Genomic DNA, 24,373 nt, shown 5'->3' with positions numbered 1-24,373 from the left:
GTGCAGTGGCGTCCTGACATCAGCATTTCCTGTGATTGACCTGTACCTGACCGCCACCCTCCAGGCGTGCGGCGAACGAGACCTGACGCTTGAAACCCTCCACCTCCAGCAACCCTTCAATACTGAAGGCGAGCCGAAGCTGATCGTTGTCATGGGGCAGCGCGATGACCTGGACACTGCTCAGGCGTGGCTCGTAGGTTTCGATGAAGACCTCGATAGCGAGCCGCGCTTTCGTTAACGCGTCATGAAGGCTCAAGCGCATGTCATTGAGATCCGGCAGCCCGTAATCGGAAAGCGTTTGTACGCTGCCCGCCCGGGTGCTGAGCATCTTGGCAAGATGGGCAGCCACCGACGCCGTCGCAGCGTCTTCGCGGCTCCAGCTCACGCGCTTTTCTGCATCGCCACACAGGCGTTCGAAGAGGCTGCCGTATCCAGTCATGTCTTCAAGCCCTTCACTCTTTGTCCAGCTTGCCCACCAGCGACAGGGTGAAGTCGGCGCCCATGTATTTGAAATGCGGGCGCACGTTCAGGCTGACGCGATACCAGCCGGGCTCGCCCTCTACGTCACTGACGGTGATCTGCGCAGCACGCAGAGGACGACGACCACGGACTTCGGCGCTTGGATTTTCCTGATCGGCAACGTACTGACGTATCCACTTGTTCAGCTCCAGTTCGAGGTCGGTGCGTTCTTTCCAGGACCCCAGTTGCTCCCGTTGCAGGACTTTCAAATAGTGAGCAAGGCGGTTGACGATCATCATGTACGGCAGTTGGGTGCCGAGTTTGTAGTTCAGCTCAGCGGCCTTGCCTTCCGCGCTGGTGCCGAAAAACTTCGGCTTTTGTACTGAGCTTGCGGAGAAGAACGCCGCGTTGTCCGAGCCCTTGCGCATGGTCAGGGAGATGAACCCCTCCTCCGCCAGCTCGTATTCACGCCGATCGCTGACCAGAACCTCGGTAGGGATCTTGGTTTCGATTTCACCCATGCTTTCGAAGTGGTGCAGCGGTAAATCCTCGACTGCACCACCGCTCTGCGGGCCGATGATGTTCGGGCACCAGCGGAATTTGGCGAAGCTGTCAGTCAGCTTCGTACCGAAGGCGTACGCCGTGTTGCCCCACAGATAGTGCTCATGGCTATTGGCAACGGTTTCCTTGTAGACGAACGACTTGACCGGGTTCTCTTCCGGGTCGTACGGGTTGCGCAGCAGGAAGCGCGGCACCGTCAGGCCCACGTAACGAGCGTCTTCCAACTGACGGAAGCTTTGCCATTTGGCGAACTGCGGGCCCTCGAAATGATCCTTCAGATCTTTCAGGTCTGGCAGGCCGGTGAAGCTTTCCAGGCCAAAGAACCTGGGACCGGCGGCGGCGATGAACGGCGCGTGGGACATGCAGGCGACGCTGGAAACGTACTGCATCAGTTTCACGTCCGGCGAGCTTGGGGACATGAAGTAGTTGGCGATGATCGCCCCCACAGGCTGCCCACCGAACTGACCGTACTCGGCGGTGTAGATATGTTTGTAGAGGCCGGCCTGCATGACTTCAGGTGAGTCTTCAAAATCTTCAAGCAGGTCCTCTTTGGACACGTTGAGGATTTCTATCTTGATGTTCTCGCGGAAGTCCGTCCGTTCGACCAGCAACTGCAACCCACGCCATGACGACTCCAGAGACTGGAAGGCCGGGTGGTGCAGAATTTCATCCATCTGGCGGCCGAGCTTGGCATCGATCTCGGCAATCATGCGGTCAACCATTGCCTTCTTGACCGGCTCACCCGCGTTTTGCGGTTTAAGCAACTCTTCGATAAACGCCGACACGCCGCGCTTGGCGATGCCATAGGCATCCTCATCTCGAGGCAAACGGGTCTCGGCGATGATGCTGTCGAGAATGCTGAACTCGCCGGACTCTCTGCTGTGCTGCTGCGATGGTGTGGTACTCATGGTGTTGGCTCCTTGGCGGGTGGACTCAGGTGTCCTGGGCGGCGGCATTCAAACCCAGCTCGCCGAGCACGCGACCGCGTGACTCGTCATCGGCGAGGACGCTTTCGATGGCCTTGCGGAAAGCGGGCGCGTTACCCAGCGGCCCTTTGAGCGCCACCAGGGCGTCGCGCAGTTCCATGAGTTTTTTCAGTTCGGGTACCTGGTCCACCAGCGAGGCGGGATTGAAGTCCTTCATCGATTTGACGTGCAGTTGCACCGCCAGCTCTTCATTGCCTTCATCCTCTTGCAGACGGTTTGGCACGCTCAGCGTGAGGCTCAGGGCCTGCTTGGCCAGTACCTCGTCGAACGTCATCTTGTCGATGCTGATCGGCTTGCGCTCTTCGACTTTTCGCTCGTCTTTGCGCAGGGTGTAATCACCGATTGCGAGCAGCTTCAGCGGCAGCTCGATCTCTTCCTGCGCCCCGCCCGTAGCGGGTTTGAACGTGACATTGATGCGTTCCTTGGGGGCTACCGATCCTTCTTTGGCCATGGCCGTTCTCCTGGTAATTAGGGCCCTTAGGCCTGTTCAAGTACGACTTCGAGGTCGAGGTGGCAGAGCCTGCGATAAACCTCTTCCTTGCGCTCCCGGGCCCCGGGAACCTGAGGAACCAATTCGAAACAGCTGTGCAAGAGCGCAAGCACTTCCAGCGCAAGATCAGGCTCCCAGGCATTGATGCCTGAGTCCTCCAGCGTCAAGTCGAGGGTTTCGAGTTGGGTCCTGGCGAGTTCGTATTTCCTGGCGGTGAAGCACAACCGCGCCAGGGCGAATTGCCAGAAAAATCGTGCACGCCCGCGCTGAGCGCTGTGCAGGCCTTGCTTGAGCAGCTGTACAGCAGCTTTGAGGCCTTTATCGCGCAACACCGAGACCGCGCTTTCCAGGGCGGCCTCCCAGGCTGGCTGGTTATCAGCGGTTTCGACTCTGCGAGGCGTACTGGCGGCCTGCAGCCGAGGCATGACGGTGGCACTGATCCAGGCGCGAGTCGCTGGATCCGCAAACGGCGTGCCGTCGTGAAAACGCAGCTCGATGACCTCCGGCAGCCGCTGAATCAAGAGCGCGAATTGAATTTCTACCTCGCGCATTGCCAGCTCGGCGTTCAGCGCGTGCAGACACTCCCAGGCCATTCGCTGGCCATCGAACCAGAACGGCGCCTTTGCCAGACTCGCCTCCAGCTCGACCAGCAGATCGGCGTAGTTGCCCTGATCGTATTGGTCTCGATAGCACTTGAGCTTGTCTGCCGGAAGCCCGCGCAGCGCTGTGATGTGCTCTGAGTTGCGCTCTGGCAATGCCTCGATTGGCAGCCACAGCAATGTTCGGTTGAGTCGCAACGCGCGCAGGTCGCTGGCTTTTTGCTTGAGCCACCAGGCACACAACGAGCGTGCGCTGTCCTGCTGAAGTCGCAGTGACTTGTGCGCGTCTTTCTCGCTGTCAATCAGCATCGGTGAGAGGAATGACGGTGCAGGAGGCGGCTTGGCTGGCGCGTCAGCGCCCCCAACGACACCGGCGTCGGGCAGGTTGTCAGTTACCCGTTGGGCCATATTTTTCAAACGCCGGGAGATCGGCAACAGCAAAGGTGCGTCGTCGCCCATGTGCTGGGTAAACACCGCATCAAGGTCTTCGAGGATCTCGACGAGGCGACTGAACAGCGGTAACTGCGCCTTGATTGCGACGTGATCAAAAAGCACGTGCTCAAGGCGGGGAAGCAGCCAGCCGATGGCTGCGGAGCGGGTGCGAATCTTGACGGGATGTACTTCAACCCAATGGCACACGCAGAGATGGTGAATAAGCCCTAGTCCTGCCAACAGCCCTTGGAAGGATTCGCGCTGATACAAGGCCCACGCAAGCCAGGCGGCGACGCGAAGATCTTTGGATTGGGTGCGAAGCAGGTGCTCACTTTGTTCACGCACCTTCTGCCAATCGATCTGAACCGTTTCGTGCATGGATTGAGCTTTATTAACCTCGCTTTCCAGCGCCTCGTATTCGTTTGAAAAACGAACGTCTTCGCCCGCGAAGCTCTCTGTGGAGATAGAGGCTTGAGCACTTTCAAGATAATGATCGGACAGTGGAGTTGAATAAGACATTCGAGATCCTCAGTGTAAAACCGCGCCGATTTTAGACAATTAAATTGGCGGGCCTAACGGAATTAGAATAAGGACTAGTTGTGCGGCCGACATGTAACAAAACATCTACCCTTCAGAGGCCGGGAATAATACTCAGCGCGAATAACACTATCAAGCTCTCTATAAACGCGATAACCCCTCTCATGTTGTAGGAAGTTTCTTCAAATATACGAGACTCAGGGTAACTTCTTTCATACATCTTCTTTCTCTCGTTGCTCAGGCGGCGGGAAATATCCTGTCCAGCGTTCAGGACCGGGAAATCGCGATCATGCAACAGGTGCAAGGGGGCGCGCGTTCTTACTCAGACAGTCTGCAATCACCCGCGCCGAGCAATGGCGTGAGGCTTCCATGCGCAAAAAATTGCGCACTTCCCGACCGATAAATCACTGACTGATACTGGCCAGCCCTTATAGAGCGGACCCTGCAGGTAAGTGAGCAAGAAGTTGCGCAACACTGCGCAACTTCTTGCGCAGATTTACGCCACAAAGTCGTTCGATAGACGGCAGTGAACCGTTAAACACCCACCAGACCGATGTTTAACATGAACCAACCCTTACTTGGCACGATGCTTGAAATAACACTTTGCCCGCCAGCCAAATTCGCTGGCGGGCATTTTAATTTATGAGGCAAGGAGCATTTTCATGGCGACACCAGCATATATGTCCATCACAGGCACCAAACAGGGCCTGATCACCGCGGGCGCGTTCACCGCAGACTCGGTCGGCAACACGTTTCAGGAAGGTCATGAAGATCAGGTCATGGTGCAAGGGTTTCAACATGAAATGATCATTCCGCGCGACCCACAGTCGGGGCAGCCAACCGGTCAGCGTGTTCACAAGCCGGTCAAGATCACCAAGGTGTTCGACAAGTCTTCGCCCCTGTTGCTGGCAGCGTTGACCTCGGGCGAACGCCTGACCGAAATCACCATCCAGTGGTATCGCACCTCGGCAGCGGGCACACAGGAGCATTACTACACCACCAAACTCGAGGACGCGATTATCGTCGACATCAAGGACTACATGCATAACTGTCAGGACCCGTCGAACGCCCACTTCACCCATCTGGAAGACGTGGAGTTCACCTACCGCAAGATCACCTGGACCCACGAAGTCTGCGGCACTTCGGGCTCCGATGACTGGCGCTCCCCGGTTGTTGGCTAAGTTCAGCTAACCATCAAAATCCCGGCCGGTAATACTGGCCGGGATTTCTGAGCCTTCGCGGCGAGGGCTAGCGGATTTTGCGGCAGATGCGCTGTCCAACCCATGTTCGTGGGGTCAGGCTGCACAACCGTCCCGCGTCCTTTCAGCCCGCGACCGCTGTGCTTGCCTGGAGGCTCAATGAATCTGCACACGCCCCTGACCGATGACGCAGGCTCTGCGCCTCAGCAGGACTGGTTCTCACATGAGCACTACGCCCGGATCGGCGAGCTGATTGCCCGGCTCAATACCAGTGACACTCGGGAAAGCGTGTCGCGTTACCACGCCATGGCCGAGGGGTATTTGCTGGGACTGCTGGACAGCTATCACGTCAGCGTCGAGCATCACGACGCCGTACGCCAATACCTGCACAACCTCGCCATTGCGCGGTTGAAGGCGGTCAAACCGAAGCTGCGCAAGTAAACATGCGCCGCTCAGCCAATGATGATCGTGCCGGCCGCAATGACCACGCACGCAAGGATCTTGCGCACGGTCAGTGACTCGCCCAAAAACAGATACCCGAGCAAGGCGGCAAACAGCACGCTGGTTTCACGCAGAGCCGACACCGCTCCCATGGGCGCGAGGGTCATCGCGTAAATGACGATGCCGTAAGCGAGCAGCGACACCACACCTCCGCCCAACGCGGCAACCAAACCAGGCCGGACCGTCAACAGACTGCGTGCGTCCCGCAGACAGATATAAGTGATCGGCATCATTACGCCCCACAGGGCGCACATCCAGGCGGTGTACGCCATCGGCGCGCCGGACAAACGCCCACCCATGCCGTCCGTCACGCTATAGGCCGCGATGAAACACCCGGTGCCCAGCGCATAAGGGAGGCTGGTCATGTCCAGTTTCCGGCCCTTGAACGCAAGAGAAATAATCCCCGCTGACACCAGTGCAATGCCGATCATCGCGCCGGTCTCGACCACCTCCCCCGCAAATATCGACGCACACAGCGTGATCAGCACCGGCGATGAACCCCGTGAGATCGGATAGGTTTGCCCGAGGTCGCCGCTGCGGTAAGTACGTACCAGAAACAGGTTGTAGCCGATATGCAGCAGCGCCGAGAGCACCGCGTAAGGCCAGCTCTCCGGCGCCGGGGCGTCCATGAACAGCGCCCCGGCAATGCTGACGATGGCCACCGCGACGCACATGACGGTCATCGACCAGAGTTTGTCGCCACCGCCGCGCAGCAAGGCATTCCAGCTGGCGTGCAGCAAGGCGGCGAAGAGGATTAGCAGGATGATGTGAGTAGGCATGCCCGATAGTAGTCAGTCGACGCCGGGAAACAAAAGCGACGTTTCTTCATCTGGCCATGAGTACATACTCATGCCTCAGCCGTAGGTCTTCCCCGCCGCTGTCGATTCATCGAGCAGCCAATCGCGAAAACTGGCCACGTGTGGCTGGGTTTCCACCCCCTTCGGGCAGACGAAATAGTAGGCCACCGGTGAGGGAAACGGCACGTCGAACAGCCTGATCAAACTGCCGTCGCGCACCTCTTTCTCTACGTGTCCACTGCGAACGAGGGCGATGCCCTGCCCTAACAAAGCCGCCTCCACAGTCATGTTGGTGTCGGGAAAACGCACGCTTTCCTTCAGCGAAGTCACACCCAGGCCGATGTTCTGGAACCAGACTTCCCATTTTGGCACCAGGTCGGAACCGTCCCGGGCCAACAGCGGGTAACGCAACAACTCGGCCGGCTCCCGGGGCATGCCGAAGCGCTTGAGCAAGTCAGGGCTCGCCACGGGAAAAATGTGTTCCCTGAACAGAAATTCCGAGTGCAGCGCGGGGTAGTTACCGCCCCCCAAACGGATCGCGACGTCGGGATCGCCGCTGGCAAACTTGATGGCAGTGTCTGTGCTGTCCAGCGTGACGAGGATTTCAGGGTGCAACTGGGACAGAGTGGGCAAGCGCGGCAACAGCCATTTCAGCGCGTAGGAATAGGTCGTACTGACCTTGAGCCTGACGCGGCCGTTCTCTTCACGAAGGTCCGCAAGCGTGGCCTCCAGGTTCATGAAAAACGTCCGCACGATCGGCGCCAGGGCGGCACCCGCCGGCGTCAGGCTCAACGTCTTGCCGCGCTGAAACAGCTGCACGCGCCAGATGTCTTCCAGATGTTTTAATTGGTGACTGACCGCACTTTGGGTAACGTGCAGCTCCTCGGACGCGGAGGTAAACGTCCCGTGACGGGTGGCGACTTCGAAGGCGCGCAAGGTGGCGGTGGGTGGCAGATCTCTCATCTCATCAGGCCTCAAGGGGCGTGAGCGAAGCCGCCCACACCATGAATGATGGCTCATGGTAGATCATTATGCAGATTGACAGAGGGAACGACTCACGTATGACCGGACAGATCATTTACAGCGTGAAAGGCGAGAGCGACGAACTCAAGGCGGCGGTCGCCAGCGCCCAAGCCACCTTCAAGTTCTTCTGGCGCGAGCTGTCATGGGAGGCACGCAGAATCGTCAAAAGCCTGGACATGGCGGCGGTCAAGATGTCCTTCGTGCTGGACGTCGACGACCCAGACATCCCTGCCGTCGAAAACATGTGGGTCACCGACATCGAGTTTGACGGGGAGTCCATCAGCGGTGTGCTGATGAATGAACCTCGCTGGTTCACCTCACTGAAGGCGTCCGACCCGGTGACGCTGCCGCTGGCGGCCCTCAACGACTGGATGTACGTCCGCGGCGGGCATGTCTACGGCGGCTTCACGGTCGATGCGCTGCGCAGCGGAATGTCCACCGAGGAGCGCGACGCCCATGACCGGGCCTGGGGCCTGGATTTCGGAAAAGCCGGCATTGTTGAAGTGGTGCCCGCTGAAGAAGGCCAGACGCCGCGACTGCTGTCCCGGAATCTGGACCGTGCGCAGGATCGACAGACCCTGGCCGCCCTGGAACGTAGCGAGCACCCGATGGCGCTGAACATGCGCGACAAGGTCGAAGAAGGGTTGCGCCAGCATCCGGAAGTGATCCGGGAACCGGACGCCGGCGGATGGCTGCTCCTGCACCGCGAAGTGCTGGCGGGCAATCACACGGTGGTTCGTGCACTGCTGCGCCACGGTGCAGATCCGCTCACATCCAACTGCAACGGCCAGACCTCGCTGGCACTGGCACGCGCCGCGGGATGGCCCCGGATCGTGGATCTGCTCGAGGGAAAGGACACCGACTACCAGGGTCCGGTCGAGTCCGGAGGTTTTCCTGTCTGGCCAATGGGCCTGGCGCTGATTGCGGTGTCACTTGCATGGCTTTACTACCTGGTGATCGAACCCGTACGCGCGGCGGCCGCCGGTCTTGACAACCAGATCCCGGGCCCGATCAACTATGCGGCTGCGTTGCTGATACTCGGCTTCGGGTTGGCGGGCATGGGCCCCTGGTACTACCGATTGCGCCTGCGCACCCCGAAAGCGGGAAACAGCCGCGTGCTGGATCTGGTGGCGATGATCGGCGTCATGGGGCTTGGCCTTGTGCTGCATGATTATTTAGGCAGCTACCTCATCAGTCATCGGTAGTGACGTGGCGCGACCGAAACCTAAAAAACCATACCGCCTTGAGACATCGAGCGGAGCCGTACCCACGTCTCACGGAAACTGCGCGCGTTCATTGATTTCATGAAAGCTCGATTGAACGCCTGAGCAGGCTGCACGCCCTTTCTACGGGTCCGGGTCTGGCCGGGATATAGGACCGGCTTCAGCCGGGAAGGCGTCAGGTGCCACACCGCATCCGCCCTGCTCCCCTTTGAGGCTCTTCATCACCGAGCGCCCCACTGCGGAGCAATGCTGTACAGACCACTGCCAGCGAAGGCCATCAATACGGGCGGTATTTACTTGGCACGCTTATTTCATGGTCAAAATAAACGGCAAGCCGGACCCCGGTCCTTAAGTCTCGTCCACATACGCGCCTCGAATGCGCCAGGTATCGAAGCCTGATCGACCCCTACCGGTTGATCGGGCTTTTTTTATGGATGCTGTCCATGCCGAACTTTTTGACTCCCGACCTGCGCCCCACCGTTCACGTCGGCTTCCTGCTCTCGACCGAGGGCACCTACCGGCGCATGGGCCGCAGTGCCTTGCTCGGGTTGCAGGACGCGCTGGCCGAAATCAACGCCGACGCCCGGCGCCGCGTGCAACTGGAGGCCATCTGCGTGGACCCGCAGGGCGATCCGGCCGCCTACAGCAATGGCGTCGCGCAGCTGCTGGGTGCGGGCGTCCGGCACATCTTCGGCACCACGCTGTCGGCGAGCCGCAAGGAAATCATCCCGGACCTGGACCAGCACGGTGCGCTGCTCTGGTATTCGAGCCCGTACGAAGGCTACGAAAGCAGCGAGAACGTGTTGTACCTCGGCGGATGCCCGAACCAGACGCTGTTGCCGTTGCTGCGCTACGCCCTGAGCCAGTTCGGTCGGCGGGCGTTTCTGCTCGGTTCCAACTACGTCTGGGGCTGGGAAAGCAACCGCATTGCCCGGGAAGTGCTGGAAGCCAACGGCGCCGAAGTGCTCGGGGAAAAGTACTGGCACCTGGGCGCGACTGGCTTCGACACGCTGATAGAAGGGCTGATTCAGGACCCGCCCGCGTTCGTGCTCAACAACCTGGTGGGGGAATCGTCCTGCGCCTTTCTGCAGCAACTGGATCGTGCGTGCCAGCGCCAAGGCCTGCGCCTGCCGGTGCTCAGCTGCAACCTGACCGAAGCGGAGCTCGATGGGGTCGGCCCGATGCAGGCGCTGCGGCTGCTGTCCTGCGGTCCGTTTTTTGAAACGCTTGACCCGGCGTTCTGCGAGGGCCAGCAGCGCCATGGCCCGCGCACCTGCTCGCATTACTACACCAGCGCTTACACGGCGTTGAGGGTCTTCGCCGACGCTTTGCACGCCAGCGAGGATGCATCGCCCAAGGCGATTTGCGAGCACCTTTACGGCCACCCGGTTGCCAGCGTGCTCGGCACCGTCAGTCTGTCGGCGCGCAACCATCACAGCGCGCTGGCCAGTCATATTGCCGAACTGCGCGGGGGGCGCTTTGAAGTGGTGCAGTCGGCGCCTCACCCCATTGCCGCCGACCCTTATCTCACTGTTACGGATGTACACGCCGATGGGGTCGGCCGACACGCCACCCCGGCACCGCGCTTGAGGATCGTCAAATGAACACACGCGCCTTTCCTGCTTTCGACCAGGGTCACTTGCTGCTGATCGACTGCGATGAACGCAGTCAGGCCAATCTGGGCAAGAGCCTTCAACGCCTGGGTATCCACTCGCAAGCGCTGGATCACGATGGACCGTGTGACACCCAAGGCTGTTTCGCGGCGATCCTTGAAATCGAACATTTCGCCAGCCCCCTCGCCGTTGAGGCGCTGAATGCGGCCAGCATCCCCATCGTCGCGCTGACCGCCCACGAAACCCTGTCGCAGATCCAGCGCGCGCTGCAGCTCGGCGCAACGGCATTGCTCAACAAACCCATCAGTCAGGGCTCGGTGTACACCACGCTGATGATGGCGGTGGGATTGCGTGAGCGTCAGCGCGCCGATGCCGAACAGCTCAACGAGTTGCAACAGCGGCTGGCACTGCGTCCGCTCATGGCCCAGGCCCTGGCGCGCTTGATGGTGACCCAGCGCATCAATGAGGCGACGGCGTACGAGCGTTTGCGCAGTCTGTCGATGCAGCTCAACCGGCCGATCGAAACACTGTGCGTCGACCTCCTCGCGGCGCGGGACGAGGACCGCGCATGATCACTCTCAAGGCCCTGTTGCGTCGACCGGCCGTGGCGATTTCGCTGCTGTTCATCGTCACCGTGGTGCTGCTCGCGGCGCTGGCCCCGTGGATAAGCCCCTTCGACCCGGACGAACAATTCGTCGAGGGGCTGACAATGGAAGGCGCGCCCATGGCTCCGTCGACGCCGTACTGGATGGGCACCGACCTCCTCGGCCGTGACCTGCTGTCGCGGTTGATTTTCGGCGCGCGCACCTCACTGTTCATCGGCGTGCTGGCCAACGGGCTGGCGGTGCTGATCGGCACACTGGTGGGCCTGACCGCAGGCTTTGTGCGCGGCTGGCTCGGCAGCGCGTTGATGCGCCTGACCGATCTGATGATGGCCTTCCCCGCCCTGCTGCTGGCGATTGCCCTGTCGGCGATTTTTCAGCCCAGCGTGTGGATCGTTGCCATGGTCATTGCGATGGTCAACTGGGTGCAGATCGCCCGGGTGATTTACGCGGAAACCGTGGCGCTGAGTGCGCGGGATTTCGTCGCCGTAGAGCGCACCCTCGGCGCCAGTTCCCTGCGCATTCTGTTCTCCCATCTGTTGCCCCATCTGCTGCCGACCATTCTGGTGTGGGCGACGCTGGGCATTTCCACCACCGTTTTGCTGGAAGCCACCTTGTCGTACCTGGGTGTGGGCGTACAGCCGCCGACGCCGAGCTGGGGCAACATCATTTTCGAGAGCCAGACCTACTTCACCTCCGCGCCGTGGCTGGTGTTCATTCCGGGCGCGGCGATCATCCTCCTGTCTCTGGCGTTCAACCTGGTCGGCGACGCCCTGCGCGACGAACTCGACCCCACACTCAAGGGGCGTCGCTGATGCTGCCGTTCATTTGCCGCCGGGTCGGTTACGCGCTGCTGATTCTGCTCGGCGTGACCTTCATCACCTACCTGTTGCTGTTCCTGCTGCCTGCCGACCCGGCGCGGCAAATCGCCGGGCGCAGCGCGACCCCTGAAGTGGTCGCGGCGATTCGGGCGCAACTGGGGCTGGACCTGCCCTTCTATCAGCAATACCTGAGTTACCTGGGCAACCTGCTCCACGGCGACCTTGGTCGCTCCTACATCCAGCGCACCGCGGTAAGTGAACTGATCGGCGCGCGACTGCGGCCTTCACTAGAACTGATGGCAGCCGGCATCGGCTTCGAGCTGTTGATCGGCATCAGCCTGGGCATGCTCGCGGCGCTCAAACGCGACAGCTTCGCCGACAAGCTGCTCATGGCGTTTTCCTTCGTCGGCGTGTCGGCGCCGCAATTCATCGCCGCCATGCTGTTCCTGTACTTCTTCGCCGTGCAACTGGGCTGGTTCCCGCTGGGGGGCTATGGCGGCGCCAGCCATTTGATGCTGCCGGCGCTGACCCTCGGGCTGCTCGGCAGCGGCTGGTATTCGCGCATGGTCCGCTCGTCGATGATCGAAGTGCTGCATCAGGATTTCATCCGCACGGCACGGGCCAAGGGCCTGAGCCGGGCGCGGATCGTGTTCGTGCATGTGCTGCCCAACGCGATCGTGCCGGTGATCCCGATGATCGGCATCGACATCGGCGTGTTCATGGGCGGGCTGGTGGTGGTCGAGTCGGTGTTCGGCTGGCCGGGCATCGGTCAGCTCGCCTGGCAGTCGATCCAGCAAGTCGACATCCCGGTCATCGTCGGCGTCACCACGCTGTCGGCGGTGGCCATCGTGCTGGGCAACCTGCTGGCGGATCTGGTGATCCCGCTGGTGGACCCGCGTATCGACATCAAGCAGCACTGAATCCATCAACACAACGGGGCACAACAATGAAGATCAACGCGCTGACCCTGGCCGTGGCGGCCACGCTGTTTACCACGCCACTGTGGGCCGACTCGCCGAAAAGCGGCGGCGATGTGGTGGTGAGCTACCAGAACGATGTCGCGACGCTGGACCCGGCGATTGGCTACGACTGGCAGAACTGGTCGATGATCAAAAGCCTGTTCGGCCGCCTGATGGACTACAAACCCGGCACCACCGAGCTGGTGAAAAGCCTCGCCGAGGACTACAGCATTTCCTCGGACGGGCTGGTCTACAGCTTCACCCTGGTCAAGGGCGTGAAATTCCAGAACGGCCGTGAGCTGGTCGCCAATGACGTCAAGTATTCCCTGGAGCGCACCGTCAACCCGAAAACCCAGAGCCCGGGCGCCGGTTTCTTCAGCTCCATCGTCGGTTATGAAGACGTAACCGGCGGCAAGACCACCACCCTCAGCGGCATCAAGGTGGTCGACGACCAACACCTGACCATCACGCTGAGCGCACCGAACGCGACCTTCCTGCACATCATGGCCATCAACTTCGCCTCGGTGGTGCCCAAGGAAGCGGTGGAGCAATGGGGCGCCGACTTTGGCAAACACCCGGTGGGCAGCGGCGCGTTCAGCCTGGCCGAGTGGAAACTGGGGCAGAAGCTCGAACTGGTGAAGAACCCGAATTACTTCCAGAAGGGCCTGCCCTACGTCGACAAGATCACCTTCGAAATCGGCCAGGACCCGACGGTCGCGCTGCTGCGCCTGAACAAGGGCGAAGTGGACATTGCCGGCGACGGCGTGCCGCCCGCGCAGTTCCTGCAGTTCAAGAACGACCCGGCCTCCAAACAATTGCTGGTTACCGGCAATCAACTGCAGACCGGCTACGTGACGCTGAAAACCACCCTGCCGGCGTTCGACAATCTCAAGGTGCGCCAGGCCATCAACATGGCCATCAGCAAGGAACGCATCGTGCGCATCATCAACGGGCGCGCAGTGCCGGCCAACCAGCCGCTGCCGCCGGCGATGCCCGGTTATGACACGCAGTACAAGGGCCTGCCCTACGACGTCGAAGGCGCGAAAAAGCTGCTGGCCGACGCCGGTCTCGCCAAAGGCTTCGACACCGAGCTGTACGTGATGAACACCGACCCGCAGCCGCGCATCGCCCAGTCGATCCAACAGGACCTGGCCAAGGTCGGCATCCGCGTGCAGATCAAATCCCTGGCCCAGGCCAACGTGATTGCCGCCGGCAGCTCCAAAGATCAGGCGCCGATGGTGTGGTCCGGCGGCATGGCCTGGATCGCCGACTTCCCGGATCCGTCGAACTTCTACGGCCCGATTCTCGGTTGCACCGGCGCGGTGGAAGGCGGCTGGAACTGGTCGTTGTACTGCAACAAGGCGCTGGATGAACGCGCCGCCAAAGCCGACGCCATGGCCCGCCCGGAACAACAGGCCGAGCGCACCGAGGCCTGGAAGAAGATCTTCACCGACGCCATGGCCGATGCGCCGTGGGTGCCGATCTTCAACGAGCAACGCTTCACCGTGCGTTCCAAGCGCATGGGCGGCGACGACGCGCTGTACGTCGACCCGGTCCACGTGCCGGTCAACTATGACTACATCTGGGTGAGGTGATGTCGCGCTGGCCTGCTCCCGGTAAACGCCGGGTCACAGGCCATCACGCCTTGCCCCTTAGCAACGAGGACCGCACCCATGTGCCAGAACTGCCTGGTCAAGACCATTCACAGCGTCAGCAGCCACTTCGGCTGGGACCGCAGCTTTACCCCGGTCGAGCGCGTGGCGCCCGGCACCACCCTGCAGATGAACTGCCGGGATTCGTCCAACGGCTATTTCACTGCGCAATCGCAAGTGGCCGACGTCAGCGTCATGCCCTTCGACCAGATCAATCCGGTCACCGGACCGATCTACGTCGAGGGTGCCGAACCCGGTGACATCCTGAAAATCACCCTGGACAGCTTCAAGCCCGGCGGCTTCGGCTGGACCGCCAACATCCCCGGCTTCGGCCTGCTCGCCGATCAGTTTCAGGCGCCTGCGTTAGCGCTGTGGCACTACGACACGCAGACCCTCGCCCCCGCCGCCTTCGGTGATTTCGCCAAAGTGCCTCTCAAGCCGTTCGCCGGCACCGTCGGCGTTGCACCGGCCGAGGCCGGGCTGCATTCCATCGTGCCGCCGCGTCGGGTCGGCGGCAATCTGGACATCCGCGACCTGGCGGCCGGCAGCATCTTATACCTGCCGGTGGAAGTCGCGGGCGCGCTGTTTTCCATCGGCGATACCCACGCGGCCCAAGGCGATGGCGAGGTCTGCGGCACCGCCATCGAGAGCGCCATGGACGTGGTGGTCAAGCTCGACCTGATCAAGCAAACGCCCTTGGCCACGCCGCGTTTCAGCACCCCAGGCCCAGTGACGGGGCACCTGGACAGCGCCGGCTACGAAGCCTTCACCGGCATCGGCCCGGACCTGATGCAAGCCGCCCGCCAGGCCGTCGCCAACACCATCGACTGGCTGTGCCGCGAGCACCGCATGCCGGCGGAACAGGCCTACATGCTGTGCTCGGTGTGCGGCGATCTGCGCATCAGCGAAATCGTCGACCTGCCGAACTGGGTGGTGTCGTTCTACTTTCCGAAAGTGGTGTTCCAGTGAAGCCAGCAGAGCAGCCGAGTCTGTCGGTGGAGCGGTTGAGCATCGACGTCGGTGGCGGCGCGTCACGGCGTCGGGTGGTCGATGAGTTGAGTTTCGCCCTGTATCCGCGCCGCACCCTGTGCATCGCCGGCGAATCGGGCAGCGGCAAATCGCTGTCGTCCTTGGCGATCATGGGCCTGCTGCCCAAGGCGGCCAGTGTTCCCGGTGGCGCGATCCTGTTCGACAACCGCGACCTGCTGAGCCTGCCGGAACGGGACCTGCAACGCCTGCGTGGCAAGCGCATCGGCATGATTTTTCAGGAGCCGATGACGTCGCTGAACCCGCTGCTGACTGTTGGCCAACAACTGGCGGAAACCCTGCGCCGGCATGAGGCGTTGAGTCGCGGCGAGATTCGTCAGCGCTGCCGGGCCATGCTCGACGCCGTGCGCATGCCCCAGGTGGACAAGCGCCTGACCCAATACCCCCATGAGTTATCGGGCGGTATGCGTCAGCGGGTGATGATCGCCATGGCGATGCTCTGCCAGCCGGAAATCCTCATCGCCGACGAACCGACCACCGCGCTCGATGTGACGATTCAGGCGCAGATCCTTGAGCTGATGCGCGAGTTGCAGCAGCAGTTCGCGACCAGTCTGTTACTGATCACCCACGACATGGGTGTGGTCGCCGAAATGGCCGATGAAGTGGTGGTGATGAATCAGGGCCGCATGGAAGAGCGCGGTTCGTTGCAACAGGTGTTCACCGACGCGCAGGCGCCTTACACGCGCAAATTGCTGGCCGCCGTGCCGGTGCTGGGCAGCGCGCCACCGCCTGATGTCATGACGGAACAGCCGGTGGTGCTCGCGGTCAAGGACCTTAGCGTGCGCTTTCCTCTGCGCCACGGCTGGTTCGAAACGCCGCGCACGGTGCATGCGGTCGAGGGCTTGAGTTTCGAGCTGCGTCAGGGCGAAACCCTGGGGCTGGTCGGCGAAAGCGGCTGCGGCAAATCCACCACCGGCAAAGCCTTGATGAACATGCTCAGCTATCAGGGCAGCGTCAAATTGCTCGAGCAGGAACTCAATGGTTTGCAGGGTGACGCGTTGCAGCGGGTGCGCCGCGACGTGCAGATGGTGTTCCAGGACCCGTACGCGGCGCTCAATCCGCGCAAGACCGTGTTCGATCTGGTGGGCGAGCCGCTGCTGATTCACGACAAGATGCCCGAATCCCAGCGGCGCGAGCGTGTGGCGCAACTGCTGCAGCAGGTCGACCTGCCACGGGATACCCTGGAGCGCTATCCCCATCAGTTTTCCGGCGGGCAACGCCAGCGGATCTGCATCGCCCGGGCATTGGCACTGAACCCCAAAGTCATCATCGCGGACGAATCGGTGTCCGCGCTGGACGTCTCGGTTCAGGCCCAAGTGCTGGAGCTGCTGGAAAGGCTGCGCGCCGAGCATGGCCTCAGCTACCTGTTCATCTCCCACGACATGGCCGTGGTCGAACGCATCTGTCACCGCGTGGCAGTGATGTATGGCGGCCGCATCGTCGAAATCGGCGCCCGTGATCAGGTGCTGCACAACCCGCAACACCCCTACACCCGACGTTTGCTGGCGGCAGTGCCAGTGCCGGAAGTGGGCCGACGCCGGGATTTCAAGAGCTTGCTCAAGGAGCTGGAACGGCCCGATCCGATAAAGACAGCGGATTTTGTCGCGCCGGTGCAGCGGTTTTCGGCGGTGGCGGCAGATCACTGGGTGGCGGTGGAGTGATAACAGCAGTGACCGCTTAACGCTTTTCGGCCGTCAACGGCAGCATGCGGCGCAGGGTGTTGTCGCGGACAAGGTAATGATGGAAAAGCCCCGCTGCCGCGTGTACGCCGATCAACCAATAGCCCAGATTCCCGGCCCACTCGTGCCAGCCTTTGATTTGTCTGGCCAACTCAGGGTCCACGGACACAGGCGCGGGCAGGAAGAAGCCGAAGTACGGCATCGGCTTGCCACCCGCCGCCAGCATCAGCCAGGCCAGCACCGGTGTCGCGATCATCAGTGCGTACAGCAGCCCATGAACGAGGTGGGCCATTCCGAGCTGCCAAGTGCGAGGGGCCGGCGTGATGGGGGGCGCCTGGTACATCAGCCTGCCCAGCAAACGCAGCCAGACCAGTGCAAATATCGACAGACCGAACATGCCGTGCATGCCTGACAACAGCGAGCGCAACGTGCTTCCTCGAGGGGCGAACCCCTTAAGCTCGATACAGGCGTAAACGCCGACGAACAACGCCAGCATCAACCAGTGCAGGGACATCGACAGTCTGGCGTATCGGTGTGGGGTTGAGATCATGTTGGGGGCGCTCGCTGAGTGGGAGGATGTTGCTGATTTCCGCGCACCTTGAGGCCACTGTCTTAAGGCAGTCTGAAGACGTCGCGCAGGTTGCGAAAACGCCAGGCCAGATGAATTTCTCTACCTTCAGACTTCGTTAAGAATCGACACCGATACTCCACCCCATCACCACTGGGGAGGAGCCACACCCATGCAGGGTCTGGACTGGAATAACCGATTACCACAGCACTCAATGCCGTTCGGTGCGCTGCCTCTGGATTGCCTGCCTATGGGATTCGGCACTGCGCAATCACCGCCCCTCACGCTCAATCGTGCCTTGACTCAGGAGCCACTGCGCGACGCCTACGAGACGTTCATCCAGCATCGCTTTCGCCAGGCCCACAACGCCGAGATCCGCAGCTTCATGCCGGAGCTGTTTGGACTCCACGACAACACAGGCACCCTCTGCGCCGTGGCCGGCGTGCGGGTGGCGACCTCCGGCGCGCTGTTCCTGGAGAACTATCTGGATCAGCCTGTCGAGCAGATGATCGAAGCCAGCGCCGGCAGGCCCGCGGACCGTCAGGGCATCGTCGAAGTGGGCAACCTCGCCGCCAGCAACCTGGGCAGCGCGCGACTGAGCATCATCACTGTGACCTGGCTGCTCGCCATGAGCGGCCTGGAATGGGTGGCGTTCACCGGCAACGCCGGACTGGTGAACAGCTTCAATCGCCTCGGCCTGCGCCCCCTCACGCTTTGCGTTGCCGACCCTCTGCGCCTGGGTGACGACAGGCACGCGTGGGGCAATTACTACGATTCTCAACCCAGCGTGCACGTGGGAGACATCCGCGCAGGCTTCCTGCACTTGAGCAGCAGCGGCGTGTTTGAACGCTTCGGATTACCCCTGACACTGGAGGACAGCTGCCATGTCGCCTGAACTGACCGGCTTCCGCCAGCGCATCACTGACCTCGCCGCCGCGCAGCCCGATGCGTGTGCACTGTGGGGCGATGACCTGAAATTGAGCTATGCCGAGCTGGACGCAGAAATCAATCTGCGTCAGGAAAGGCTCAAGGACCTGGACGCCCGGGTCGTGGCCCTCGCCCTTGAGAATGGCCCGGACCTGCTGATCTGGGACCTGGCGATTCTGTTCGCAGGCCTGGCCTGTGTGACGCTGCCGCCGTTCTTCAGCGCCGCCCAGCGCCGTCATTGCCTGGAGCAGAGTCAGGCCGACGTGGTCATTGCTGACGACAGCTACTTTAGTGAACTCGCGCCCTCGGCATTCCGTCATGAGGAGGGATTCTGGCGGCGCGTGAACCGTCAGCCGTCGCCCCTGCCCGTCGGGACGGCAAAGCTCACCTTTACGTCTGGCACGACCGGCACCCCCAAAGGTGTCTGCCTGGACGCCGCAAGCGTACTCGCCGTGGCATTCGAGCTGCAGCGCGCCAGCGAATCTCGCCAGCCCGCCCACCACCTTTCACTCTTGCCTCTGGCGATCCTGCTTGAAAACGTTGGCTGCTACGCCGCGCTTTACGCCGGGGCCATGCTGAGTCTGCCGAGTCAGCGAACCCTGGGCATACAAGGGGCGAGTGGCGTGGAGTTGCCGCGCCTGCTGTCGACGTTGGCGGTGCGCCAGCCCCACAGCATGATCCTGGTCCCGCAGCTGTTGCTGCTGCTGGTCAGCGCTTGCGAGATGAATGCGTTTAACCCGGCAGCGCTGCGCTTCATCGCAGTGGGCGGCGCCAAGGTCACCCATGAACTCTTGCTGCGCGCCGAAGCCCTCGGCATTCCGGTGTACGAAGGCTACGGCCTGTCGGAGTGCGCGTCGGTCGTGGCCCTCAACCGCCCCGACGCCCACCATCCCGGCAGCGTCGGCAAACCCTTGCCCCATGTGCAGATACGCCTGGCCGAAGACGGCGAGGTCCTGATTGGCGGGTCGCGGATGCTGGGCTATCTCGGCGACGCGGAACCCACACCCGAGTGGTGGCCGAGCGGTGATCTCGGCGAATTCGACACCAACGGCTACCTCTACCTTCACGGTCGCAAGAAGCATCAGTTCGTGACCAGCTATGGTCGCAACGTCAACCCTGAGTGGGTCGAGGCCGAACTGACCCAACGCGGTCGGATCGCTCAGGCGTTTGTCTACGGCGAAGCCCTGCCTCGCAATCATGCGCTGCTGTGGCCACTGCGCCCGGACACCACCGACGCGCAAATACACAGCGCCGTCGCCCAGGCCAACCAGGCGCTGCCCGACTACGCACGCGTCCACAACTGGACGCGTCTCGATCAGCCTTTCACCACCGCCAACGGCATGGCCACCGCCAACGGCCGACCCCGGCGCGACGCCATTCTGGCGAATTATCGACATCTGTTCACTGAGCCCACGCGAGCAAAGGACCTTCAATCATGAGTTTTTTCCAAGCCCTGCAAGACGCCACCCGCACCGAGCGCGAGACCTTGTTCAATCTGCCCGTCATCCATGAGGCGCTGCACGGTGAGGTCTCGCTGGAGAGCTATCGCGCCTTCCTGACCCAGGCCTACTACCACGTGCGGCACACCGTGCCATTGATGATGGCCTGTGGCGCGCGCCTGCCTGCCCGGCTGGAATGGCTGCGTGGCGCGGTCTGCGAGTACATCGAGGACGAATACGGCCACGAGCAGTGGATCCTCAACGACCTGCGCGCCTGCGGTGGCGACGCCGATGCCGTGCGTGACGGCACGCCCGGTCTGCCCATCGAGCTCATGGTCGCGTACCTCTACGATCTCATCGCGCGGGGCAACCCGGTGGGACTGTTCGGCATGGTCAACGTGCTGGAAGGCACCAGCATCGCCCTGGCGACCCATGCCGCCGGCAGCATTCAGCAGCGCCTGGCACTCCCGGCCACTGCGTTCAGTTACCTGAGTTCCCATGGCAGCCTCGATGTCGGCCACATGGAGACCTACCGCGCGCTGATGGACCGTCTCGAAGATCCGGAGGATCAGGCGGCCGTGATCAAGGCCTCGAAAGTGGTATACGGCTTGTACACCGAGATGTTCCGTCAGTTGCCCCTCGTACACGCCGAACCCGTGAAGGAACTCGCCCATGCGTCTGTCTGAAACCCGCGTCGTCCTGACCGGGGCCAGTGGCGGCATCGGCATGGCCATTGCCCAGGCGCTGTGCAGCCATGGCGCCGAAGTGCTCGCCGTCTGCCGTCATCAGGAGCCGCTGTTGCCATTGCAACAGCAGTACCCGCATCTGTTGCACTGGGTGAAGGCCGATCTGACCACCGCCGAAGGTCGTCAGCACGTACTGATGACCGCGCAGGCGATGGAAGGGGTCAACCTGCTGATCAACGCCGCCGGCATCAATCATTTCGCCATGCTGGAACAGTTGCCTGGGCCCGAGATCGATTCGATGCTCGACATCAACCTGAACGCGCCGATTCAGCTCACCAGCCTGTTATTACCGCTGCTGCGCCAGGCCAGCCGCGCCATGGTGGTGAACGTCGGTTCGACCTATGGCTCGATCGGCTATGCCGGTTACGCCACGTATTGCGCGAGCAAGTTTGCGCTGCGGGGGTTTTCCGAAGCCCTGCGCCGTGAGCTGGCGGATACGCGGGTCGGCGTGTTGTACGTCGCCCCGCGCGCCACCCGCACGACGATGAACAGTCCCGCCGCGCGCGCGCTCAACTCTGCACTGAAAACCGCCGAGGACGATCCGCAGACGGTCGCCGCCGCCGTTGTCCGTGCGATCGTGGGTAATCAGCGCGAGCTTTATATGGGCTGGCCAGAACAGTTCTTCGTCCGCCTCAACAGCCTGCTGCCCGCCGTGGTGGACCGTGGGCTGCGCAAGCACTTGCCCCTCATTCGCCGACTCAGCAGTGCCCCCTTCGACAAGAGCACCAAACCATGAAACGTCTACTCGTCGTACTGCTCGCCACACTCGCCCTGCCCGTGTGGGCACTGGATGCCCCTGACCAGCAACGCCTGACCGGGATTCAGCAGGAGTGGGCGCGAATTCAATACCAGTTGCCGGACGATCAGCGCGTTGCTGCATTCGAACAGTTGGCCGCCAAGTCCTCCGCTTTTACCCAGCAGCGTCCCGCCGTCGCCGAGGCATGGATCTGGTCGGGCATTGTCACCAGCAGTTGGGCCGGTGCCCAGGGCGGGCTCGGTGCGTTGACCAAGGTGAAAACCGCGAAAGCCGATCTCGAAAAAGCCATGACGCTGGACCCCAATGCCTTGCAAGGCTCCGCCTACGCCAGCCTGGCAGCGCTTTATGATCGCGTGCCGGGATGGCCGATCGGGTTCGGCGACCCGGATAAGGCACAAGGACTGCTGGAGCAGGCGCTGAAGCTCAATCCTGACGGCATCGATCCGCTTTATTTCTGGGGCGATCATCTCTACCGCCAGGGCCACTACGCTCAGGCGAAGGAAGCGCTGGAAAAGGCTTTGCTCGCCGCACCCCGCCCCGGCCGCGAAGTGGCGGACAGTGGACGCCGTAAAGATATCCAGCTATTGCTGGTGGACGTAAACAAGAAACTGAAATGACGGAGCATTCATGCGTTTGCTGCTGGTTGAAGACGATGTTGCCCTCGGCGAGGGCATTCATCAGGCGTTGAGTCGCGAAGGCTACACGGTGGACTGGGTGAAAGATGGCGCCAGCGCCCTCCATGCCTTGTTGAGCGAAGTCTTCGACCTGGCCATTCTCGATCTCGGATTGCCCAGGCTGGACGGCCTGGCGGTGTTGCGGCGCCTGCGGGAAAGCGGCTCGGCGCTGCCGGTGCTGATCCTGACGGCACGGGACGCCACCGAGGACCGGATTGCCGGCCTCGACGCGGGGGCCGACGACTACTTGATAAAGCCCTTCGACCTGTCAGAACTCAAGGCCCGCCTGCGGGCGCTGTTGCGGCGCAGTGCCGGGCGCGCGCGGGTCACGATCGAGCACGCGGGCATCCGCCTGGACCCGGCCACCCAGCAAGTCAGTTACAAGAACGAACCCGTCGCCCTCACCCCCAAGGAATACCAGCTGTTGTACGAACTGCTCTCGCCACCGGGCCGGGTGATGACCCGCGAACGCTTGATGCAGTTGCTGTACGGCTGGAACGAAGAAGCAGAGAGCAACACCCTCGAAGTGCACATCCATCACCTGCGCAAGAAGTTCTCCAGCGAGCTGATCCGCACCGTGCGCGGCGTCGGCTACCTGGTGGAGGATCGCCCGTGACGTCGATCCGCCGCCGCACGCTGACCCTGATCCTCGGACTGGTGCTGATCGGGCTGTTGATCCTGACGCTGGTCAACCTCCATGACAGCAACCACGAAATCGCCGAAGTCTACGATGCCCAGCTCGCCACCAATGCCCGGTTGCTGCAGGGCGTGATGCGCATGCCCCTGGCGCGGCAGGAGCACGCGCAGTTATACCAGGCGTTCAATGAGGCACTGGCTCAGGCCGAACCCCGAATCGACGGCCACCCCTACGAGAGCAAAATCGCCTTTCAGGTCTGGGACCTTCAAGGCCGGCTGCTGGTGCACACCCCCAGCGCGCCGACCCTGACCCGTGCGCCGCAGTACAACGGCTTCAGCGACATCAATGATCTGGGCAAACATGAGTGGCGCACCTTCGTGCTCAGGGACGAGCAACACGACCTGCTGATCTGGGTCGGCGAGCGCGACGACGTGCGCTCGGACTTGGTCAACCGCATCGTCCGGCACACGGTGATCCCCAATCTGATCGGCAGCCTGCTGCTGATGGGCGCGATCTGGCTGGCCATTGGCTGGGGACTCAAGCCGCTGGCCGATCTGGCCGCCACGCTGCGCGGTCGTCATCCGGGCTCCCTCGAACCCTTGCAGCTGGCACCGCTGCCCAGCGAGCTGGAGCCCATGCAAGCGGCCCTGAACAGATTGCTTGGACAGATTCAGGAGGTGCTGAGCCGCGAACGGCGCTTCATCGCCGACGCCGCCCATGAAATGCGCACCCCGCTGGCGGTGCTGCGTGTGCATGCGCAAAACGTGCTGGAGGCACACGATGAGGCACAGCGCGACCAGTCCCTGAGTTACCTCATCGTCGGCGTCGACCGCACGACACGGCTGGTCAATCAGTTGCTGACCGTCGCCCGGATGGAACCCGGTGCCGGCGCGGTGCTTACCCGCAATGCCGATATCGTCGCAGCTGTACGCGAGAGCCTGGTGCAAATGACGCCGTGGGTATTGAGCCGGGGGCTGGAGTTGGTGTTCGACTGCGATGAACCTTCCCTGATGGTAAGAGCCGATTTCGCCGCCATCGACATTGCCCTGCAAAACCTGGTCACCAATGCGGTCAATTTTTCGCCCTTGAACGGTCAGGTGGTCGTCACCCTGGGGGTGAGCAATGGCTATTTCCAGCTCAGCGTGGCGGACGAGGGACCCGGCATTGACGAAGCCGAGCGGGAGCGTCTTTTCGAGCGGTTCTACAGTCGCGGCAACGATCAGGGCGCCGGGCTGGGCCTGACCATCGTGCAATCGATTGCACGACGCCTCGGCGGTGAAATCACGCTGGAGAACCGCGCAGGAAAAGGCCTGCGCGCGACGCTATGTGCGCCAGCGAACAGACAGCCCTGAGAAAGCGTACTCACACTGTCATGGCTTGAACGCTTCGTTCACCAGGGCACATCGGTGCCGGCGCTCCGCTGTGCACACCGCCCAACACGCTGC

24 protein-coding genes are annotated in these 24,373 nt (G+C 62.0%); 17 read left to right on the top strand and 7 right to left on the bottom strand.

The window, feature by feature from the left end; all coding sequences use genetic code 11:
* Positions 1–19: 19 nt before the first annotated feature.
* The 4 genes from tssE to tssA are packed head-to-tail and all read right to left on the bottom strand — an operon-like array spanning position 20 to position 4,046.
* A complete protein-coding gene (gene tssE / locus ABEH28_RS02845; protein ID WP_346629034.1) occupies positions 20–439 on the bottom strand; it encodes a type VI secretion system baseplate subunit TssE in 420 nt (139 codons plus the stop codon).
* A gap of 13 nt (positions 440–452) precedes the next feature.
* Positions 453–1,928, bottom strand: a complete 1,476-nt coding sequence (gene tssC / locus ABEH28_RS02840) for a type VI secretion system contractile sheath large subunit (protein WP_346629033.1) — start codon at positions 1,926–1,928, stop codon at positions 453–455.
* Positions 1,929–1,953: 25 nt separating this feature from the next.
* On the bottom strand, positions 1,954–2,457 hold the full coding sequence (gene tssB / locus ABEH28_RS02835; protein ID WP_192172600.1) for a type VI secretion system contractile sheath small subunit: 504 nt from the start codon (positions 2,455–2,457) through the stop codon (positions 1,954–1,956).
* Between the two features lie 26 nt (positions 2,458–2,483).
* A complete protein-coding gene (gene tssA / locus ABEH28_RS02830) occupies positions 2,484–4,046 on the bottom strand; it encodes a type VI secretion system protein TssA (protein ID WP_346629032.1) in 1,563 nt (520 codons plus the stop codon).
* A 680-nt stretch (positions 4,047–4,726) separates the two neighbouring features.
* Between tssA and ABEH28_RS02825 the strand changes: the two genes are divergently transcribed.
* Together ABEH28_RS02825 and ABEH28_RS02820 are read left to right on the top strand one after the other, a co-directional pair.
* The gene (locus ABEH28_RS02825; RefSeq protein WP_192172598.1) at positions 4,727–5,245 is read left to right on the top strand and encodes an Hcp family type VI secretion system effector; all 519 of its coding nucleotides are present in this window, start codon (positions 4,727–4,729) and stop codon (positions 5,243–5,245) included.
* 177 nt (positions 5,246–5,422) lie between these two features.
* Positions 5,423–5,704: a hypothetical protein gene (locus ABEH28_RS02820; protein ID WP_192172597.1), complete on the top strand. Its 282-nt coding sequence runs from the start codon at positions 5,423–5,425 to the stop codon at positions 5,702–5,704.
* 11 nt (positions 5,705–5,715) lie between these two features.
* Here the strand turns inward: ABEH28_RS02820 and ABEH28_RS02815 are convergent, their stop codons facing one another.
* On the bottom strand, positions 5,716–6,543 hold the full coding sequence (locus tag ABEH28_RS02815; protein ID WP_346629031.1) for a DMT family transporter: 828 nt from the start codon (positions 6,541–6,543) through the stop codon (positions 5,716–5,718).
* Between the two features lie 75 nt (positions 6,544–6,618).
* Positions 6,619–7,524 carry a transcriptional regulator GcvA gene (gene gcvA, locus ABEH28_RS02810; RefSeq protein ID WP_346629030.1) on the bottom strand — a complete coding sequence of 302 codons (906 nt, stop codon included), beginning with the start codon at positions 7,522–7,524 and terminating at the stop codon, positions 6,619–6,621.
* Positions 7,525–7,622: 98 nt separating this feature from the next.
* Here gcvA and ABEH28_RS02805 point away from each other — a divergent pair, with 98 nt between their 5' ends.
* From ABEH28_RS02805 to ABEH28_RS02770, 8 genes are all read left to right on the top strand, one after another.
* Positions 7,623–8,789 carry a DUF2314 domain-containing protein gene (locus tag ABEH28_RS02805; RefSeq protein WP_346629029.1) on the top strand — a complete coding sequence of 389 codons (1,167 nt, stop codon included), beginning with the start codon at positions 7,623–7,625 and terminating at the stop codon, positions 8,787–8,789.
* Between the two features lie 461 nt (positions 8,790–9,250).
* Positions 9,251–10,411 carry a transporter substrate-binding protein gene (locus ABEH28_RS02800; RefSeq protein WP_346629028.1) on the top strand — a complete coding sequence of 387 codons (1,161 nt, stop codon included), beginning with the start codon at positions 9,251–9,253 and terminating at the stop codon, positions 10,409–10,411.
* Positions 10,408–10,992, top strand: a complete 585-nt coding sequence (locus tag ABEH28_RS02795; protein ID WP_346629027.1) for an ANTAR domain-containing protein — start codon at positions 10,408–10,410, stop codon at positions 10,990–10,992. The genes ABEH28_RS02800 and ABEH28_RS02795 overlap by 4 nt, the downstream gene beginning before the upstream one ends.
* Positions 10,989–11,837 (top strand): ABC transporter permease, encoded by an 849-nt coding sequence (locus ABEH28_RS02790; protein WP_346629026.1) that lies wholly within the window; start codon positions 10,989–10,991, stop codon positions 11,835–11,837. The genes ABEH28_RS02795 and ABEH28_RS02790 overlap by 4 nt, the downstream gene beginning before the upstream one ends.
* On the top strand, positions 11,837–12,763 hold the full coding sequence (locus ABEH28_RS02785; RefSeq protein ID WP_065988863.1) for an ABC transporter permease: 927 nt from the start codon (positions 11,837–11,839) through the stop codon (positions 12,761–12,763). Before ABEH28_RS02790 ends, ABEH28_RS02785 begins: the two co-directional genes overlap by 1 nt.
* A 26-nt stretch (positions 12,764–12,789) precedes the next feature.
* The gene (locus ABEH28_RS02780) at positions 12,790–14,397 is read left to right on the top strand and encodes an ABC transporter substrate-binding protein (protein WP_346629025.1); all 1,608 of its coding nucleotides are present in this window, start codon (positions 12,790–12,792) and stop codon (positions 14,395–14,397) included.
* Between the two features lie 78 nt (positions 14,398–14,475).
* Positions 14,476–15,423 (top strand): acetamidase/formamidase family protein, encoded by a 948-nt coding sequence (locus tag ABEH28_RS02775; protein WP_346629024.1) that lies wholly within the window; start codon positions 14,476–14,478, stop codon positions 15,421–15,423.
* Entirely contained in the window at positions 15,420–17,162 is a 1,743-nt protein-coding gene (locus ABEH28_RS02770) for an ABC transporter ATP-binding protein (RefSeq protein ID WP_346629023.1), read from the top strand. Before ABEH28_RS02775 ends, ABEH28_RS02770 begins: the two co-directional genes overlap by 4 nt.
* A gap of 16 nt (positions 17,163–17,178) precedes the next feature.
* Here the strand turns inward: ABEH28_RS02770 and ABEH28_RS02765 are convergent, their stop codons facing one another.
* Positions 17,179–17,730 carry a cytochrome b gene (locus ABEH28_RS02765; protein WP_346629022.1) on the bottom strand — a complete coding sequence of 184 codons (552 nt, stop codon included), beginning with the start codon at positions 17,728–17,730 and terminating at the stop codon, positions 17,179–17,181.
* A 232-nt stretch (positions 17,731–17,962) separates the two neighbouring features.
* Here ABEH28_RS02765 and ABEH28_RS02760 point away from each other — a divergent pair, with 232 nt between their 5' ends.
* The 7 genes from ABEH28_RS02760 to ABEH28_RS02730 are packed head-to-tail and all read left to right on the top strand — an operon-like array spanning position 17,963 to position 24,280.
* Positions 17,963–18,643 carry a thermostable hemolysin gene (locus tag ABEH28_RS02760; RefSeq protein ID WP_346629193.1) on the top strand — a complete coding sequence of 227 codons (681 nt, stop codon included), beginning with the start codon at positions 17,963–17,965 and terminating at the stop codon, positions 18,641–18,643.
* Positions 18,633–20,114: an AMP-binding protein gene (locus ABEH28_RS02755; RefSeq protein ID WP_346629021.1), complete on the top strand. Its 1,482-nt coding sequence runs from the start codon at positions 18,633–18,635 to the stop codon at positions 20,112–20,114. Before ABEH28_RS02760 ends, ABEH28_RS02755 begins: the two co-directional genes overlap by 11 nt.
* A complete protein-coding gene (locus tag ABEH28_RS02750; protein ID WP_346629020.1) occupies positions 20,111–20,800 on the top strand; it encodes an iron-containing redox enzyme family protein in 690 nt (229 codons plus the stop codon). The genes ABEH28_RS02755 and ABEH28_RS02750 overlap by 4 nt, the downstream gene beginning before the upstream one ends.
* Positions 20,787–21,596, top strand: a complete 810-nt coding sequence (locus tag ABEH28_RS02745) for an SDR family oxidoreductase (protein WP_282368413.1) — start codon at positions 20,787–20,789, stop codon at positions 21,594–21,596. The genes ABEH28_RS02750 and ABEH28_RS02745 overlap by 14 nt, the downstream gene beginning before the upstream one ends.
* Positions 21,593–22,234: a tetratricopeptide repeat protein gene (locus ABEH28_RS02740; protein ID WP_346629019.1), complete on the top strand. Its 642-nt coding sequence runs from the start codon at positions 21,593–21,595 to the stop codon at positions 22,232–22,234. Before ABEH28_RS02745 ends, ABEH28_RS02740 begins: the two co-directional genes overlap by 4 nt.
* 10 nt (positions 22,235–22,244) lie before the next feature.
* Entirely contained in the window at positions 22,245–22,907 is a 663-nt protein-coding gene (locus ABEH28_RS02735) for a response regulator (protein WP_133770422.1), read from the top strand.
* Entirely contained in the window at positions 22,904–24,280 is a 1,377-nt protein-coding gene (locus ABEH28_RS02730) for an ATP-binding protein (protein WP_346629018.1), read from the top strand. The genes ABEH28_RS02735 and ABEH28_RS02730 overlap by 4 nt, the downstream gene beginning before the upstream one ends.
* The last annotated feature ends 93 nt before the right edge of the window (positions 24,281–24,373 follow it).

This window comes from Pseudomonas sp. Ps21-P2, assembly GCF_039672565.1.
Classification (GTDB): Bacteria; Pseudomonadota; Gammaproteobacteria; order Pseudomonadales; family Pseudomonadaceae; genus Aquipseudomonas.
The sequence above is the reverse complement of the archived record's forward strand: the minus strand, read 5'-3'. Positions and strand labels throughout refer to the sequence as shown.

Coding starts and splice junctions, on each gene's coding strand:
- ABEH28_RS02760 (WP_346629193.1), top strand. CDS start 17,963: ATGCCGTTCGGTGCGCTGCCTCTGGATTGCCTGCCTATGGGATTCGGC.
- ABEH28_RS02765 (WP_346629022.1), bottom strand. CDS start 17,730: ATGATCTCAACCCCACACCGATACGCCAGACTGTCGATGTCCCTGCAC.
- ABEH28_RS02805 (WP_346629029.1), top strand. CDS start 7,623: ATGACCGGACAGATCATTTACAGCGTGAAAGGCGAGAGCGACGAACTC.
- ABEH28_RS02790 (WP_346629026.1), top strand. CDS start 10,989: ATGATCACTCTCAAGGCCCTGTTGCGTCGACCGGCCGTGGCGATTTCG.
- ABEH28_RS02815 (WP_346629031.1), bottom strand. CDS start 6,543: ATGCCTACTCACATCATCCTGCTAATCCTCTTCGCCGCCTTGCTGCAC.
- ABEH28_RS02820 (WP_192172597.1), top strand. CDS start 5,423: ATGAATCTGCACACGCCCCTGACCGATGACGCAGGCTCTGCGCCTCAG.
- ABEH28_RS02735 (WP_133770422.1), top strand. CDS start 22,245: ATGCGTTTGCTGCTGGTTGAAGACGATGTTGCCCTCGGCGAGGGCATT.
- ABEH28_RS02795 (WP_346629027.1), top strand. CDS start 10,408: ATGAACACACGCGCCTTTCCTGCTTTCGACCAGGGTCACTTGCTGCTG.
- ABEH28_RS02780 (WP_346629025.1), top strand. CDS start 12,790: ATGAAGATCAACGCGCTGACCCTGGCCGTGGCGGCCACGCTGTTTACC.
- gcvA (WP_346629030.1), bottom strand. CDS start 7,524: ATGAGAGATCTGCCACCCACCGCCACCTTGCGCGCCTTCGAAGTCGCC.
- ABEH28_RS02825 (WP_192172598.1), top strand. CDS start 4,727: ATGGCGACACCAGCATATATGTCCATCACAGGCACCAAACAGGGCCTG.
- ABEH28_RS02745 (WP_282368413.1), top strand. CDS start 20,787: ATGCGTCTGTCTGAAACCCGCGTCGTCCTGACCGGGGCCAGTGGCGGC.
- tssB (WP_192172600.1), bottom strand. CDS start 2,457: ATGGCCAAAGAAGGATCGGTAGCCCCCAAGGAACGCATCAATGTCACG.
- ABEH28_RS02775 (WP_346629024.1), top strand. CDS start 14,476: ATGTGCCAGAACTGCCTGGTCAAGACCATTCACAGCGTCAGCAGCCAC.
- ABEH28_RS02800 (WP_346629028.1), top strand. CDS start 9,251: ATGCCGAACTTTTTGACTCCCGACCTGCGCCCCACCGTTCACGTCGGC.
- tssC (WP_346629033.1), bottom strand. CDS start 1,928: ATGAGTACCACACCATCGCAGCAGCACAGCAGAGAGTCCGGCGAGTTC.
- tssE (WP_346629034.1), bottom strand. CDS start 439: ATGACTGGATACGGCAGCCTCTTCGAACGCCTGTGTGGCGATGCAGAA.
- ABEH28_RS02740 (WP_346629019.1), top strand. CDS start 21,593: ATGAAACGTCTACTCGTCGTACTGCTCGCCACACTCGCCCTGCCCGTG.
- ABEH28_RS02785 (WP_065988863.1), top strand. CDS start 11,837: ATGCTGCCGTTCATTTGCCGCCGGGTCGGTTACGCGCTGCTGATTCTG.
- ABEH28_RS02755 (WP_346629021.1), top strand. CDS start 18,633: ATGTCGCCTGAACTGACCGGCTTCCGCCAGCGCATCACTGACCTCGCC.
- ABEH28_RS02750 (WP_346629020.1), top strand. CDS start 20,111: ATGAGTTTTTTCCAAGCCCTGCAAGACGCCACCCGCACCGAGCGCGAG.
- tssA (WP_346629032.1), bottom strand. CDS start 4,046: ATGTCTTATTCAACTCCACTGTCCGATCATTATCTTGAAAGTGCTCAA.